The sequence below is a fragment of the Flavipsychrobacter sp. genome (assembly GCA_041392855.1).
In the GTDB taxonomy this organism is placed as follows: domain Bacteria; phylum Bacteroidota; class Bacteroidia; order Chitinophagales; family Chitinophagaceae; genus UBA5543.
The window spans coordinates 294,170-308,881 of record JAWKLD010000001.1 but is presented as its reverse complement, the minus strand read 5'-3'; the positions used below and the strand labels follow the sequence as shown (position 1 = coordinate 308,881).

The 14,712-nt window shown below is 38.4% G+C and carries 16 protein-coding genes; 5 read left to right on the top strand and 11 right to left on the bottom strand.

Annotated features, from left to right (window positions below):
* Positions 1 to 5: 5 nt before the first annotated feature.
* The 7 genes from rplV to rpsJ all read right to left on the bottom strand — a co-directional run bounded on the left by rplV (position 6) and on the right by rpsJ (position 3,617).
* Positions 6 to 392: a 50S ribosomal protein L22 gene (rplV, locus tag R2800_01505; protein MEZ5015701.1), complete on the bottom strand. Its 387-nt coding sequence runs from the start codon at positions 390 to 392 to the stop codon at positions 6 to 8.
* A gap of 59 nt (positions 393 to 451) precedes the next feature.
* Entirely contained in the window at positions 452 to 718 is a 267-nt protein-coding gene (gene rpsS / locus R2800_01500) for a 30S ribosomal protein S19 (protein MEZ5015700.1), read from the bottom strand.
* A gap of 48 nt (positions 719 to 766) precedes the next feature.
* Positions 767 to 1,597: a 50S ribosomal protein L2 gene (rplB, locus tag R2800_01495; GenBank protein MEZ5015699.1), complete on the bottom strand. Its 831-nt coding sequence runs from the start codon at positions 1,595 to 1,597 to the stop codon at positions 767 to 769.
* A gap of 23 nt (positions 1,598 to 1,620) precedes the next feature.
* Entirely contained in the window at positions 1,621 to 1,914 is a 294-nt protein-coding gene (gene rplW, locus R2800_01490; protein ID MEZ5015698.1) for a 50S ribosomal protein L23, read from the bottom strand.
* A 43-nt stretch (positions 1,915 to 1,957) separates the two neighbouring features.
* Entirely contained in the window at positions 1,958 to 2,599 is a 642-nt protein-coding gene (gene rplD, locus R2800_01485) for a 50S ribosomal protein L4 (GenBank protein MEZ5015697.1), read from the bottom strand.
* Between the two features lie 2 nt (positions 2,600 to 2,601).
* Entirely contained in the window at positions 2,602 to 3,225 is a 624-nt protein-coding gene (gene rplC, locus R2800_01480; protein MEZ5015696.1) for a 50S ribosomal protein L3, read from the bottom strand.
* Positions 3,226 to 3,311: 86 nt separating this feature from the next.
* Positions 3,312 to 3,617: a 30S ribosomal protein S10 gene (gene rpsJ / locus R2800_01475; GenBank protein ID MEZ5015695.1), complete on the bottom strand. Its 306-nt coding sequence runs from the start codon at positions 3,615 to 3,617 to the stop codon at positions 3,312 to 3,314.
* Between the two features lie 166 nt (positions 3,618 to 3,783).
* Here rpsJ and R2800_01470 point away from each other — a divergent pair, with 166 nt between their 5' ends.
* Positions 3,784 to 4,704, top strand: coding sequence for a class I SAM-dependent methyltransferase (locus tag R2800_01470; protein ID MEZ5015694.1), 921 nt, complete (start codon positions 3,784 to 3,786; stop codon positions 4,702 to 4,704).
* On the opposite strand, the gene R2800_01465 is transcribed toward R2800_01470, so the two are convergent.
* Positions 4,701 to 6,686 carry an adenylate/guanylate cyclase domain-containing protein gene (locus R2800_01465; protein ID MEZ5015693.1) on the bottom strand — a complete coding sequence of 662 codons (1,986 nt, stop codon included), beginning with the start codon at positions 6,684 to 6,686 and terminating at the stop codon, positions 4,701 to 4,703. The two genes, R2800_01470 and R2800_01465, sit on opposite strands and share 4 nt — an antisense overlap.
* Positions 6,687 to 6,768: 82 nt before the next feature.
* Between R2800_01465 and R2800_01460 the strand changes: the two genes are divergently transcribed.
* From R2800_01460 to R2800_01450, 3 genes are read left to right on the top strand one after another with little or no spacing between them, the layout of a single operon-like run.
* The gene (locus R2800_01460; GenBank protein ID MEZ5015692.1) at positions 6,769 to 7,350 is read left to right on the top strand and encodes a phosphohydrolase; all 582 of its coding nucleotides are present in this window, start codon (positions 6,769 to 6,771) and stop codon (positions 7,348 to 7,350) included.
* Positions 7,351 to 7,357: 7 nt separating this feature from the next.
* Positions 7,358 to 8,230 carry a YitT family protein gene (locus R2800_01455; GenBank protein MEZ5015691.1) on the top strand — a complete coding sequence of 291 codons (873 nt, stop codon included), beginning with the start codon at positions 7,358 to 7,360 and terminating at the stop codon, positions 8,228 to 8,230.
* A gap of 9 nt (positions 8,231 to 8,239) precedes the next feature.
* A complete protein-coding gene (locus tag R2800_01450) occupies positions 8,240 to 8,623 on the top strand; it encodes a DUF2007 domain-containing protein (GenBank protein ID MEZ5015690.1) in 384 nt (127 codons plus the stop codon).
* Between the two features lies 1 nt (position 8,624).
* On the opposite strand, the gene R2800_01445 is transcribed toward R2800_01450, so the two are convergent.
* On the bottom strand, positions 8,625 to 9,896 hold the full coding sequence (locus R2800_01445) for a replication-associated recombination protein A (protein ID MEZ5015689.1): 1,272 nt from the start codon (positions 9,894 to 9,896) through the stop codon (positions 8,625 to 8,627).
* Between the two features lie 44 nt (positions 9,897 to 9,940).
* On the opposite strand from R2800_01445, the gene R2800_01440 reads away from it, so the two are divergent.
* A complete protein-coding gene (locus R2800_01440) occupies positions 9,941 to 10,459 on the top strand; it encodes a hypothetical protein (GenBank protein ID MEZ5015688.1) in 519 nt (172 codons plus the stop codon).
* 81 nt (positions 10,460 to 10,540) lie between these two features.
* Here the strand turns inward: R2800_01440 and R2800_01435 are convergent, their stop codons facing one another.
* Positions 10,541 to 11,008, bottom strand: coding sequence for a hypothetical protein (locus R2800_01435; protein ID MEZ5015687.1), 468 nt, complete (start codon positions 11,006 to 11,008; stop codon positions 10,541 to 10,543).
* A gap of 250 nt (positions 11,009 to 11,258) precedes the next feature.
* Complete coding sequence (locus R2800_01430) at positions 11,259 to 14,666, bottom strand: DUF4175 family protein (protein MEZ5015686.1); 3,408 nt, start codon at positions 14,664 to 14,666, stop codon at positions 11,259 to 11,261.
* Between the last annotated feature and the right edge of the window lie 46 nt (positions 14,667 to 14,712).

The window sequence follows — 14,712 nt, the reverse complement described above, 5'->3', positions numbered from 1 at the left end:
ATGTTTTAGTTTTCTTCGTTTGTTTCAGTTGCTACCGGAGCAGCAACAGGGTTACGGCTATCTACAATAACAGTAACATGGTTGCTACGCTTTCTGATTCTATATGCACGACCTTGCGGTGCAGGTTGCATACGTTTCAAAACACGACCACCATCTACAAATATTGTTTTGATGTACAAATTAGCATCAGCAACATCTATACCTTCATTCTTGTTGCCCCAGTTAGCTACTGCACTAAGTACAAGTTTTTCTAAAGGCACTGAAGGGTGCTTAGTACTAAACTTCAATGTGTTTAGCGCTTTTTCAACATCCATACCACGTATCAAATCAGCCAAAAGACGCATCTTGCGCGGCGATGTAGGATAGTTACGTAAACGAGCTACAGCTTCCATTTTGTTATTTATTTCTATTTGGCCTCACCAGAAGATGGACCGATTATTTTACTTAAATATTATTTACTACCAGAGTGTCCTCTAAAGTTACGAGTAGGTGCAAACTCACCTAACTTATGACCTACCATATACTCCGTTACATATACAGGTATGAATTTGTTACCGTTATGCACTGCGAATGTATGACCTACAAAATCAGGTGTAATTGTAGAGCGGCGGCTCCAAGTTTTGATTACGCCTTTCTTTGCATTGCCTTCGTTAACTGCAAGGACTTTGCCTTCCAATTTTGCTTCTACGTAAGGACCTTTTTTTATTGAACGAGCCATTCTAAAACTTTCAGTTTATAATTATCGTTGTTAGGTTTGAAACCTTAATTATAGTTTCTTACCGTTTTTGCGCTGAATGATTAGTCTATCAGAGCTTTTTTGTTTACGAGTTTTCTCTCCTTTAGCATATTTACCGGTACGGCTACGTGGGTGTCCACCTGAAGCTCTACCTTCACCACCACCCATTGGGTGATCTACAGGGTTCATCGCAACACCTCTTGTGCGAGGACGACGACCTTTCCAACGTACACGACCAGCTTTACCCATTGACTGTAGTTGGTGGTCACTGTTAGAAACAGTACCAACTGTCGCCATACATACGCCTAATATTCTACGCAACTCACCAGAAGGCATCTTTAAGATGCAATACTTACCTTCTTTAGCACTAAGCTGAGCATAAGTACCAGCAGAACGAGCTATAACCGCGCCACGACCAGGTTGTAATTCGATGTTGTGAACTACAGTACCCAAAGGCATGTTTTGAAGTTGTAATGCATTACCTACCTCTGGAGCAACATTCTCACCACTTACTACTACTGCACCTACTTCAAGACCTTGAGGAGCAATGATGTAACGTTTTTCACCATCTGCGTATATTACCAATGCGATAAATGCAGAGCGGTTTGGATCGTACTCGATAGACTTCACTGTACCAGGAACATTGTTCTTGTCACGCTTAAAGTCGATGATACGATACATCTTTTTGTTACCGCCACCAATGTAGCGCATTGCACGACGACCGCTAGAGTTACGACCACCAGTACTTGTAAGTGGTTCTAATAAGCTCTTTTCAGGCTCGTTTGTGGTAACTTCAGCATATGCGTTACCTATTCTCCAACGTGCTCCGGGTGTAACCGGTTTATATTTACGTAATGCCATTTTCTAATTTCTTTATTATGTTCTTATACAAACAAATCAATCGTTTCGCCTTCTGCAAGAGTTACAATTGCTTTTTTATAAGAAGATTTAACACCATCAATAAATCCTGCTTTCGTAAAGCGTGTTTTACTTTTACCTGGTACAACTATAGTATTCACATTAGTCACTTGCACACCGTAAAACTCTTCAACAGCTTTTTTTATCTCTAATTTGTTAGCCTTTTTGTCTACCACGAAAGTATAACGACCTTCTTCTTCCATCTGAAGGTTTACTTTCTCGGTTATTACTGGCTTAACCAAAACATCTGCTGGTTTCATTATCTATATATTTCGAGTTACGAAATGATTATTCTTATTTATTTTATGCTTCTTCTGTCTCTGCAACGATCTCGTTGAACATATTAGCAGCACTTTCTGTGAATACTAAGACTTGAGCATTTGTCAGGTCGTAGGTATTAACGTCGCTTAGCACAACAGTTTTGTTTCTGTCTACGTTACGGCTGCTTAATATTAGATTTTCGTCAACCTCAGGTATAACGAATAGAGATTTAGGGTTGTTTGGCTGAATGCTATTCATCATTGCCACGAAGTCTTTCGTCTTAGGAGCATCCATTTTGATGTCTTCTACTATGAAAAGCTTGTTTTCACGAGCTTTGTAAGTAAGTGCAGACATTTTTGCCAAATCCTTCACCTTACGGTTTAACTTGAAGCTATAATCGTGAGGAACAGGACCGTTAACAACACCACCACCTTTATATAATGGGTTACGGATGTTACCCTTACGAGAACCACCAGTACCTTTTTGACGGTGAAGTTTCTTAGTAGAACCTTGAACCTCTGCACGAGTTTTAGTCTTGTGCGTACCTTGACGTTGAGCAGCTAAATACTGCTTTACCGCTAGATAGATACAGTGATCATTAGGCTCGATATTAAATATCTCGTCCGGTAGATCTACACTACGACCTGTTTTCTCGCCTTTATTATTTAATACGTCAACTTGCATGACTAAAACTTATTCTGAATTAAAACAATTGAACCATTATGCCCTGGAACCGAACCCGTAATTAGGATGTAGTTCTTTTCAGGGAATACCTTCATTACTTTAAGCGCTTTCACTTTTACGCGATCGCCACCCATACGTCCTGCCATACGCATACCTTTGAATACACGGCTTGGGTAAGACGAACCACCTATAGAACCTGGCGCACGAGAACGGTCATGCTGGCCGTGTGAAGATTCACCAACACCGGCAAAGCCATGACGCTTTACAACACCTTGAAAACCCTTACCCTTAGAAGTACCAACAACATTAACAAGCTCACCTTCTTCGAAGATTTCGCATGTAATTTCGTCGCCAACTTCTCTTTCAATAGAGCAATTGCGGATTTCCTTAACTATAGATTTGGGAGATGTATTTGCTTTCGCAAAATGATTTAGAAGTGCTTTAGGCGTGTTTTTCTCTTTCGCTTCGCCAAAAGCAATCTGAAGTGCACTATAACCGTCGGTATCTACGGTTTTCTTTTGAGTAACGACACATGGACCTGCCTCGATGATAGTACAAGCTATTTGCTTGCCATTTGCATCAAACACGCTAGTCATGCCGATTTTTTTACCAATAATACCTTTCATCGTTATATATTTAAGCTAAGCGCCCGAAACCTTATTTTAAAAGTGCGGGATTAGCCGTTTTTCTAATTTTAAAGAACCAAATTAACTTACGCCTTTATCTCTACTTCAACACCACTCGGCAAGTCAAGCTTAGAAAGTGCATCTACTGTACGAGAAGAAGATGTATAAATATCCAAAAGACGCTTGTGCGTTGACAATTGGAACTGCTCACGTGCTTTCTTATTAACGTGCGGTGAGCGCAATACAGTGAAGATCTTCTTTTCTGTTGGTAACGGAATAGGACCAGTTACTACTGCTCCTGTGTTACGTACAGTCTTTACTATTTTCTCTGCAGACTTATCTACCAAGTTGTGGTCGTAAGACTTAAGCTTAATTCTGATACGCTGTGACATACTTATAAATAACTTCTATCCCTAAAAATTTGGGACTGCAAAGGTAGTGGCAATATTTCAATTCGACAAACAATTTGAAAATATTTTTTATTTTTTTTGAAAACCTAGTGTTTTCAGGGGTTTAAGCTTCAAATTGCCGAACTATTAAGGCGGGTATTTTCTAACAATGAAACCCAAAAATAGTCACTCAAAACAGCATTTTAGAACAAAAGACACTCTTGCAACAGTTTTTTTATGGCAAAACATTAGTACTTTTCAATTTATGCCTCTTTTTAAGCCATTTGAATATATAGCTGACTTTCAATATGATAACGGCTGGGACAAGTATGCGCTAAAATATGCTACCCTGCTCCAGAAAGACACCCTATATTATTTACATAAACAAGTGCTGTACGACTATATGGAGCATAGCATACTCCCCCACCTAGGTGGCAACTTAAATATATTAGACGTAAACTGTGGCACTGGTAATGACTTTCCTTTTCTACTTTCAAAAGGCAAGGTAACAGGCATTGACGGCTCTGCTGGTATGCTCAATAAAGCAGCAGAAACTTACTCATCTGCTATTGACAACGGGAGTTTGAAGCTTTACCAAGGGATGACCCAAGACCTTACACCCGAATCACTGAACGGGGAGCGCTTTGATATTATTTACTCCATAACAGGTGGCTTTAGCTACATTAACGATGAACAGTTCGGCAAGTCCTTTAAAGTACTCCAGTCGATGCTACGACCTGGGGGTGTAATAATTACTGCTCACCTAAACACATTTTGCTTGGCAGAAACCATTGCTTGCTTGTGGAAAGGACGGTTTAAAAGAAGCCTGCTAAGGCTAAAAAAGACGATTCCCAACATTCATGGAGCTTCTATGCACCTAAGAAGCAAAAAGGACCTTAAGAGGCTCTTAGACCCCATATTTGACAAGACAGAATATCTACCATTAATCGCTATAGCCCCTCCATATCAAACTGATGTTGTTTTAAAACCAGAAACAGTAAAAAAACTTAGAAAGGTAGAAAATTGGATGGTAGCTCATAAACTAGGCAATCTTTGGGCAGACCAAATTGTTGCAGTGTCACGGAATTAGTCTTTGACAAAGTACATCTTCAACTTGCCCTTGTGCTTTGCTTCCAACTCTCCTCTATATAAACAGGCAAACTTATCTCTAACCAACTCGTAGGTAGATTGAGAGATATTTATCTTACCTGGCTCACTGTAATGCTCCATCCTTGCAGCAGTGTTAACCGTATCCCCCCATATATCATAGGCAAACTTCTTCACCCCTACTATACCTGCTACTACTTCACCTGTGTGCACTCCTATTCTAATCTCAAAGGTCTTGTTGCCTATCTCACTTCTTCTTTTTAACATAAAGTCCCTTATCTCCTGAGCTGTTTTAACAATATTTTCTGCATGTAACTTATTAGCTGTGGGCAAACCACAAACAGCCAAATAAGCATCTCCTATTGTCTTTATTTTTTCGATGTCATATTTTTCGGCTATTTCGTCAAAAGCTTTAAAGCAAGCATGCAACTCATCTACAAGTTCTTGAGAGGTCATGCGCTCACCCGCCTCTGTAAAATTCACAAAGTCTGTAAACAGAACGGTAACCTCATCAAAATACATTGCGTCAGCACTCCCCTTCTCTTTCAACTCGCTAGCTACTTCCTCAGGCAATATGTTCAATAACAATTCTTCTGACTTGTTCTTTTCTATTGCTAACTGCTTATTTATCTTCCCCCTTTCCCTGTAGCTTTTAAAAACTATCAGTAATCCTCCCAGAAGCAATAGAATACCACCTACTAGAAAACCTCTTTCATTTCTCTTCTTAACGATCAATAAACGTTGCAGCTCCAGCTCCTTATCTTTTAAAGACAATTTTCTTTGAGCATCCAACTCTGCTACCTTTTTACTTTCATTTTGTTTTTTTATTGAGTCATCTATCACTAAGTACTCTTTATATAAAGACAGTGCCCTGCTTGGCATACCGATCCCCTCATAAGCCACCGACAACAGTTTATTTATATCTACAAGCTCCAACGTACGATTCAACTCTTTGGTGTATATATCTTTGGCTTGTTCTAGCTTTTTAATGGCAACGGTATAATTACCTCTTCTATTCTTGGCAAACACTTTGGCATCAATAGGGTAACCCGTTGTATCTTCAGCTACATGCAAATACACTTTACCTATGTTATATAAATTAACCGCTATAACTGCCCTATCATTAGTGGAGCGAAAAAAGACACCAGATTCCTCAAAATTTGCCAGCGCCTCCTTATACATCCCCTTCAACAAATAGACCTCAGCAATATTATCTAAGGCATATGCACGATTGAAATCATTATTTATCTTTTCAAAAAGCAACTTGGCTTTTTCGGAATAGTATAATGCAGAATCCACTTTTTCTAATTTCAGATATTGGCTACCTAGACTTAACAGTAAATATGCAGCTTCATAATCATCTGCCTCTTTTTCGCTTAGCACAAGAGCCTTACGATAGTATATCATGGCTTTATCCTCCTCGTCTGCACCGCTATACATATCTGCAACCTCTGTATAAATACTAATCAAGTTAGGTGCCAACTCATCATACTGCTCATAGATACTCAGTGTTTTAAATGCATAAAGCAACCCTTTGGATAATTGATTGTCAGCTGCATAAGTTCTTGACATATTTAGATATACGTCTGCTAGTCCTAAAGAATCTCCCTTTTGCTTATATATCTTATACGCCTTGTTGTAGTAAGCCAGTGCGGTATCATACATGGTCAACAAAGCATTAGTAAATCCTATAGACTGGTAGGCATATGCAGTAAAATCAACCCATTTCATTTTCTGAGCTTGCTGTAAATACAGTTGCCCAAACAACAGTGCCGAGTCCATATTCAAATCATTGAACTCTCCTGCTAGGGTCTCGTACAACAGAAGTTTTAATGTATCTCCTTCCACCTTGCCTAATTCATTCAAAACCGAGTCTGCATATACACGACCTTTATTTTGTTCGGCACTAGCTTCGAAGAAAAAACAGCAAAACAGTAGTGATAAGACAACAAAAAACCGTTTCATAAGTATCAAATTCGACATTTAAATTTTTATAAGCAAACCATAAGCCTAATGTTTTTAATATATTAGCGAAATAATACTGCCTATGAAATATGCAGAAGTTAAGAAGTTCATATTGGGCAAGCTCCGCAAAGAGCTGCCTAAGCACCTATCTTACCATAGCGTAGAACATGTAAAAGATGTTGTAGACGCATGCAAACTACTGGCCAAGCACGAAAACGTAAAAGGAGAAGACCTAAAACTCTTACTCACAGCTGCCCTATTTCATGATTCCGGATTTCTTGAAAATGCCAAAGACCACGAACAACTTTCCTGCAGAATAGCTAAGCAATATTTGCCACTATATGGCTATTCCGATAAGCAAATAGATAAAATATGCGGTATGATAATGGCAACCAAAGTGCCTCAAAAACCTCATAACCATTTAGAAGAAATTATTTGTGATGCAGATTTGGACTATTTAGGCAGAGAAGATTTCTTTGCAATAGGCGACAAGCTGTTTGCCGAACTTTGTGTATATGGTATACTAAGTACAGAAAATGAGTGGAACAAGCTTCAAGTAAAATTTTTAGAGGCTCACCACTATTTTACTCAAACGGCTATCACTTTAAGACAAGAGAAAAAAGACAAACATTTAGAATTAGTAAAATCTAAGATCACAGATTAATATAAGTATGGAAAAGAAGCTCAGTGCCAGCTATATTTTATCAGACACCTTATATATAGGGTTAGGTATTCTCTTCAGTGCATTTGCGATGAAGAGTTTCCTTGTACCCAACCACTTTATTGATGGTGGCGTAACAGGTATTTCACTTTTTATGCATGAGGTCTTTCATTGGAACCTAGGGCTGATGCTTATAATTACCAACGCACCATTCATTATCATTGGCGCCTACCAAATAGGAAAAGGCTTTGCTATAAAAACCACTATTGCTGTTGTAGGACTAGCACTGGTAATGCAATTTGTGCCTTTTGAAGTAGTTACAAGTGACAAGTTACTAAACACCATGTTTGGAGGCTTCTTCCTCGGGCTAGGGATTGGCTTAGCGATGCGCGGAGGTTGTGCCATTGACGGAATAGAAGTACTGGCACTATATACACTAAAAAAGACAAGCTTTACTATTACAGAAGTTATATTGGCGATGAACGTCGTGCTTTTCTGCTTAGCAGCCTATTACTTCGACTGGGAAACGGCACTATATGCCATGCTTACCTACTACATTGCCATGCGCACGATAGACTATGTGATAGAAGGTATGGAAGCATATACTGGTGTAACAATCATATCAGGTAAAAGTGAGGAGATAAAAGAAAGCCTTGTATTAAAGCTAGGCAGAGGCATCACTGTTTACAAAGGTGAACGTGGTTTTATGAAGGAGAGTTTTGATGTAAGTAACGATTGCGATATTGTATTCACTGTCATCACTCGTTTGGAAGTAAGAAAACTAAAAAATGTAGTACACAACATTGACTCAAAAGCATTTGTCTTTACACACACCATTAAGGAAACAGCCGGGGGCGTTTTAAAACGCAAAGCAGGTCACTAAACAATTGTTATGGAATTCGTCACATTGGCCACATTCTCCAGCTCATTTGAGGCTGCCCCCTACAAGGTAAATCTAGAGCATCAAGGCATTACTTGTTTTCTTAAAGATGAGCACACAATGACTATGGCTCGCGTATATGAACATGCCGTAGGAGGCATTAAACTTCAAGTACCTCGTGAAGATTTTGCTAGAGCTAAGGAAATAATGACTGAAGCTGGTTATGTTTTTGAGAACTACTTTGAACTACCACCCTTTTGGAAATGGTTTGATGGTATGAGTAAAAACCTTCCTTTGATAGGTAGTCAAACTATAGCTATTCGAGCTATCTTTTTTTTGATACCTATTGCTGCAGTTGTTCTCTTCCTCATATTCAAGTACCAAACTACTCGTTAGCCTAGTATCTGTATTTCTCTTTCCAGTTATGCTTTAAGAACTCTCTTTGCCTATTTTCTGCAGCATTATTACCTGGGTCATAAAGCTTCGTACCTGCTATTTTATCGGGCAAAAATTCATGTGCAACAAAGTTCCCGTCGTAGTCGTGCGCATACTGGTAACCTTTACCATAATCCATATCTTTCATTAGCCCTGTAGGTGCATTACGTATGGATAGCGGCACGGAAAGATCTCCTGTTTTCCGAACTAGTTTTTGAGCATTATTTATGGCCATATATGCTGCATTGCTCTTTGGCGAGGTAGCAAGATAAGTTGTTGTTTGCGACAATATAATTCTACACTCAGGATAGCCTATCATCTCCACAGCCTGAAAACAATTTGTAGCCAATAGTAATGCATTGGGGTTGGCATTACCTATATCTTCACTAGCCAATATCACTAACCTTCTCGCTATAAACTTAGGATCCTCCCCTCCTTCTATCATACGTGCCAGCCAATATACAGCGGCATTAGGGTCGCTACCTCTTACTGATTTAATAAATGCAGATATGATATCATAATGTTGTTCTCCTGTTTTATCATATAGTGCCATTTTACTTTGCACTATATTTTGCACCTTCTCATTTGTTATGCTTGTTACTCCTTTTGGCAAAGAAGTAACAATAAGCTCTAAAAGGTTTAATAATCTTCTTGCATCTCCTCCACTTAATTGTATCAACGCTTCCCACTCTTCTATTTGTACATTTTGCTCCTGTAACCATGTATCTTTTTCCATAGCTTGTAGCACAAGCTTTTTCAGGTGCTCTTCTGTCAATGCTTTTAAGGTATAAACCTGACAGCGACTCAACAATGCACTGATGACCTCAAAAGACGGATTTTCAGTTGTAGCGCCTATTAGAGTTATTATTCCTTTCTCTACAGCTCCGAGCAAGCTATCCTGTTGTGCTTTATTGAACCTATGGATCTCATCAATAAACAATAGAGCATGACCTACCTTTTTTGAAGTTTCAATAACAGCCCTTACTTCTTTTACACCGCTATCTATAGCACTCAAAGTAAAATACTGCAACTCCATAGCATTGGCTATAATTTGTGCTAAGGTTGTTTTGCCTACACCTGGAGGTCCCCAAAAAATAATTGAAGCAGGTTTACCCGCTTTTATCATCTGCTCTAAAACCTTCCCTTCACCAACTAGGTGCTCTTGCCCTATAAAATCTTCTAATGAAAGCGGGCGCATACGTTCTGCCAACGGAATATTTGAAACTGGTGTCATAATATTAGCAATATATTCACAGGTAAATACCTAAATTCGTTCCTATGTTACGCAATTTACTAATCATTACGTGCATGCTATGCACAGTTACCACATCATTTGGTCAAAAGAAGGAAGAGGAAAAATCTGAAAAAAAAGTCAATTATAAAGAAATTGGAGCTCCAATGCCACCAATTCGTATGGTAACACAAGACGGCAAGGTCTATACCACTAAGAAACTAAAGAATAAATACAACCTAATTGTGATGCTTTTTAATCCGACCTGTGAACATTGCCATGAAGAAACTTTTACGCTAGAAAAAAATATACACCTGATCGATAAAAGTCATGTTTTATTAATGGCATCCAAAGATGTGGCGTCATACATGGACTTTTTTAAGAATACAACAAAATACCCTCAATACCCTAGTTTGAAGGTAGGTGTCGATAGCGCTGATTTTGTAAATCAGACATTCCGGTATCAGTCTTTACCACAAATAAACATATACGATAAGAACAGAAAACTGATCAGGATATTTAATGGAGACACCCCTATTGACTCCTTAAAACAATACATTCAATAAGACAATACTTCGCATAAATGAAAAAGCACATAGTGAATAAATCTATGTGCTTTTTTATTGTTTTATATACATTTCTCTCCGTTATGCACTTTGCGTTTTTATAAAATCTCTGATCTTTCTTACATAGTCAAAATATCCTCTTTCCATTCTTAACCAAAAAAGAGCAAAAACTGCTACTCCAATACCACCTAGTGTATATGCAATTGTGATGTTGCCTTGAGGATTAGCAAAAAAAGCTATTGCGGCTGCTACAATTAAGAATAAACAGAAAATCATTATTAATGTAGGCCCTCCAGAGTCTATTTTGCGCATTTTAGACTTTACTACAATTTTGGTTTTGCCTCCCTCTCCTTTAAACCTAACGTGAGTAATTGGCAAAGTCTTGATATCAGTAACACTCTCTGCATGAGGAATGATCTTTAAAACTTTGTCGTTCTCCGATACTTCAAAATCTAGGTTATGCACTTTTACATGTTTACCTAGCAATCGGTTTTTAATGTCTTCTATCCGCATAGAAGAGTTGTACTGATAAGTTCGTGAAAATATCATAGGTACTCTGATTTAAGTTAAGAACTAATTACATTATGAAAGTTAAGCATATTTTTTGCCTACTACAATAGGTGAAAACACGGTAAACCCTCTTTACCTATATATAGACGAGAAGAGCTATATATAGGTTTGTAATAACATTGTGATAATGAATACTTTAACAATTAGTTACATAACTGTGGCAAAAAACAAGACAGATATTAAACTTTTTTAATGCGATTTACTATAAAAAGTAGAAAAATATATTATATTATGTACCTAGTATTTTATAGTATTCTTCTACCATAGATTTATAATATGGCTTGAGTTGTGGAGGCGCTACTTTATACTCTTCCAGAATACTTTTGCTCTTATCTATATATTGCTTTAAATCATCAGGAACAGGTCTTGCCTGCTTCTCTGCAGACTTTGAAGAGCGCTTATCATCTTGCTCCTGCTCTCTTACTGACTCTTCTACTTTTAGTAACCTAGATAATATTTCTTTCTGTCTCATTAGCAACTGAGCAGTTAGTCTTTTATTGACCAATTCTGCCTCTGTTCTATCCATTTGCTTTTCTAATTCGCGAAGTTCATTAACCTCTGCCCCCATCCCGTTACTATTAAGTAGCATATTCAACTCTTGTAGCTGCTTACGTATAGCTGATTGCTGTTGTGCCAACCTTGCCAATTTTTCCGCAGTCATTCCTTCTTTTTCACTATTACCTTCCTCACCCTGCTCTCCTTGCTGACCAGACTTAGGACTACCAGACTGACCTTGTTGACCTCCCTTCCCTTTTTGCTTAGCTTGTTGCATTTGCTGCATTGCATTACCGAGGTCTTTTTGTTTAGTAATTACATCGCTTAGCTGCTTACCCATTCCAGGTTTTGGCGTTTTACCTCCAGGCTTCTTACAGCTGCCTGAACTACCTTGAGATGCCTGACTTTGCATTTGCATTAGGTTAGACAGGGTCTCATTCAACATCAAGGCCAAATTGTTTACATGGGTCATTACATATTGTTGCCTACTAACAGCTTTGCTCACATCCCTATCTTCCAACAATGCAACCGAACGATTCATGTTCTTTTCCAAAGAAGTGGTCTCTCTATTAATAGCCGCTGATAAAAACTCAATTCTTTTACTAAGTGCAAAAAGGCTATCTCTTATCATCAGGGAATTTGTATGTAGTTTTTTCTGTTCTTGCTTGTTAGCAACGTACTGCTTACTGATAACTTGAGTAGATCTAACCTGCTCCATCAACTGCTCTTGCTTGAAAGACAGACGCATTAAATTGGATAACACTTGACGTACCGCCTTTATATCTACTTCTATCTGCTCTATATCCATACCCGATGCTTGCTGGCGAAGGGTAGACGCCATTTTTTTCAGGTTTTCCGCTGCTTTGCTTTGCGATTTTGACGCTTTAGACTTTTCACTTTTATTTAGCTCTTGCTCACTACTCTTCATCTCTTCTTGCGCCTGCTCACCTTGCTCTGTAGGTGTTTCTAACTGTTGTTGTTTTTCTAGCTGCTCATTTAACTCCTTTGCTTCCTTCATATCTTCCTTCAACACATCTTCTACATCTTTTTCAATTTTCTTTTGCTCTTCTGTAAGGGTCTTCAAGGCTTCCTCATCCTTGGCATTATCTGTTTTCTCTTTTAAGGCTAATTCTTTAGCCGCTAATTCATCAACCTTATTGGCCATATCCTCCAGCCTCATTTGCATTTCCATCTGCTTCATCAATTCCTGCATACGCTCCAGATCCATATCGAAAAGCTTATTCTCCTGCTCCAACTCTTGCATAGACTGAACAGCATTCTCCTTGTTCAGCTTCTTCATCAGGTCTTCCAACTTCTTCATCTGCTCCTTCAACTCTTTATCGAGCAGATTATCCATTTGTTTTTCTAATTGCTCTTGCTTATTCCTAAGATCCTCACTGTATTGTTTTTGTTTACTCTGTTCTACTTGCTCCTCAAAACGTTTTTTTACAGCATCCATTCTGCTTTGCAACTGCTGTTGCATCTTCATCAAATTCTTCATCGACTGCTGCATCTCCCAACCCATGGAGTTGTTTTGCAATAGCTTATTTTGCAGCTCCTTATACTCTTGCTTTAATGCTTCACTTTGCTCAGAGCTACTACTTAGGTCCGAATTTATTTGCTTAGCATGCTCATTAATTGCAGAATCAATTTCTTTTGCATTAAACATTTTAAATGTTCTTGCATCACTTCTTGTAGCCTTACTACCATTTATCTGATCATTATCCCACGCTTCTATATAGTAGCTTACTTTTTGTCCGGGCTGCAGGTCTAGTGTTTTAATATCAAAGTAATGCTGATAAGAAGTTAAAGCACCTTTCGAAATATTTAAAGGAATACTCTTTTTATTTAGCTGTTTATTTTGAGCGTCAGCTACTTCATAATTGAACAGCACCTTGCTAATTGCATAGTCATCCCCTGCCGTCCCTTTCATCACTATTTGTGTGCCAGATATCGAGTCTTTGAACTCTTGAAGCTGCACAACAGGGTGTTGATCCTTCACTACAGTTACGGTATACTTATAAGTATCAACCAATGACGAGTTATTATTTTTGAGGACAAGAGCATATGTGCTGTCTTTCAAGAAACGAGCGCTGTTATTATATCTACCACCACTTTCTTGCAACTTCACTATTTCTTCTGCTCCAAATTGCATGCTCACTTCATCAGTAAATTCTGTAGCAATGTCCCAAGTCACAACTGTTCCCTCAGGCACAGATATATCACCAAGACTATTTCTTACCTCATCTTGCTTACCTGTATAGCTAGGATAGTCTAAACTAACGGTAAATGATTTAAGAAGAGGTTTTTGTACCACCTTCAAGTCATACACTGTAGAATAAAAGCCTCCAGCATAGAGGTTGAAGGTTTGAGGCGCTGATACATTCCTGAATGTATAGCTAAAAACACCCTTCTCTTTTGACATAGGCACTCGCTCTCCATCAATGTCCAAAAACATCATTTCAGGTGCTACATCCCCTTCGGTCGTTACCTCCAATAAGTAATCAGTATTTCTTACTACCTGCAACGTATTATCTGCTAAAACAAAACGGAATGGTGCAGGCTTGGCAAATTCGGTTGTGGGGTGCAATAACCTTTCCGAAGCATCTCTGAATATACTCGGCGCTGCCACCAAAATAAACACACCTATTAATATCAATGGTAATAAATAAGGTAGGTATCTTTTATTCTTAGAAATATCTATAGCCGACCCAATAGGTACCACAGCTATCTGTGCTGCTTTCTGGTCTATACTTGCTTCTATAAGATCCTTACTGGATTGAGTAACCGACTCATTCTTTAGTTGTAGGATATTCAGCAGCTTATCACTCACTTCAGGAAAATGAGCGCCAATGATAACAGCCGCTTTTTCATGGCTAATAACCTTACCCAACCTATACATCTTAATAAGTGGCAATACTACCCATACTATTAAGGCAGTGCTACCCGCAATAATGAAAAACGAGAGTAACGTCATTTTAAGCCAAACAGGCATATAGAGATAATACTCCCCAATAGACACAGTAAGGACAAACAAGAGCAAACTTATCAAAAACACAAGCCCCCCTCTAACCAACTGATTGGTGTAATACTTCCTTGTAAAAGCATCTAAACGGGATATGAGCTGCTGGTAATTATTCATAAGCTGAATATGCAATATAACGGAAATATTGATTTAGACTATCATA

Excerpts from the sequence above, each read along its gene's own strand:
- rplV (MEZ5015701.1), bottom strand. The coding sequence starts at position 392 with ATGGAAGCTGTAGCTCGTTTACGTAACTATCCTACATCGCCGCGCAAG.
- rpsS (MEZ5015700.1), bottom strand. The coding sequence starts at position 718 with ATGGCTCGTTCAATAAAAAAAGGTCCTTACGTAGAAGCAAAATTGGAA.
- rplB (MEZ5015699.1), bottom strand. The coding sequence starts at position 1,597 with ATGGCATTACGTAAATATAAACCGGTTACACCCGGAGCACGTTGGAGA.
- rplW (MEZ5015698.1), bottom strand. The coding sequence starts at position 1,914 with ATGAAACCAGCAGATGTTTTGGTTAAGCCAGTAATAACCGAGAAAGTA.
- rplD (MEZ5015697.1), bottom strand. The coding sequence starts at position 2,599 with ATGCAAGTTGACGTATTAAATAATAAAGGCGAGAAAACAGGTCGTAGT.
- rplC (MEZ5015696.1), bottom strand. The coding sequence starts at position 3,225 with ATGAAAGGTATTATTGGTAAAAAAATCGGCATGACTAGCGTGTTTGAT.
- rpsJ (MEZ5015695.1), bottom strand. The coding sequence starts at position 3,617 with ATGTCACAGCGTATCAGAATTAAGCTTAAGTCTTACGACCACAACTTG.
- R2800_01470 (MEZ5015694.1), top strand. The coding sequence starts at position 3,784 with ATGAAACCCAAAAATAGTCACTCAAAACAGCATTTTAGAACAAAAGAC.
- R2800_01465 (MEZ5015693.1), bottom strand. The coding sequence starts at position 6,686 with ATGAAACGGTTTTTTGTTGTCTTATCACTACTGTTTTGCTGTTTTTTC.
- R2800_01460 (MEZ5015692.1), top strand. The coding sequence starts at position 6,769 with ATGAAATATGCAGAAGTTAAGAAGTTCATATTGGGCAAGCTCCGCAAA.
- R2800_01455 (MEZ5015691.1), top strand. The coding sequence starts at position 7,358 with ATGGAAAAGAAGCTCAGTGCCAGCTATATTTTATCAGACACCTTATAT.
- R2800_01450 (MEZ5015690.1), top strand. The coding sequence starts at position 8,240 with ATGGAATTCGTCACATTGGCCACATTCTCCAGCTCATTTGAGGCTGCC.
- R2800_01445 (MEZ5015689.1), bottom strand. The coding sequence starts at position 9,896 with ATGACACCAGTTTCAAATATTCCGTTGGCAGAACGTATGCGCCCGCTT.
- R2800_01440 (MEZ5015688.1), top strand. The coding sequence starts at position 9,941 with ATGTTACGCAATTTACTAATCATTACGTGCATGCTATGCACAGTTACC.
- R2800_01435 (MEZ5015687.1), bottom strand. The coding sequence starts at position 11,008 with ATGATATTTTCACGAACTTATCAGTACAACTCTTCTATGCGGATAGAA.
- R2800_01430 (MEZ5015686.1), bottom strand. The coding sequence starts at position 14,666 with ATGAATAATTACCAGCAGCTCATATCCCGTTTAGATGCTTTTACAAGG.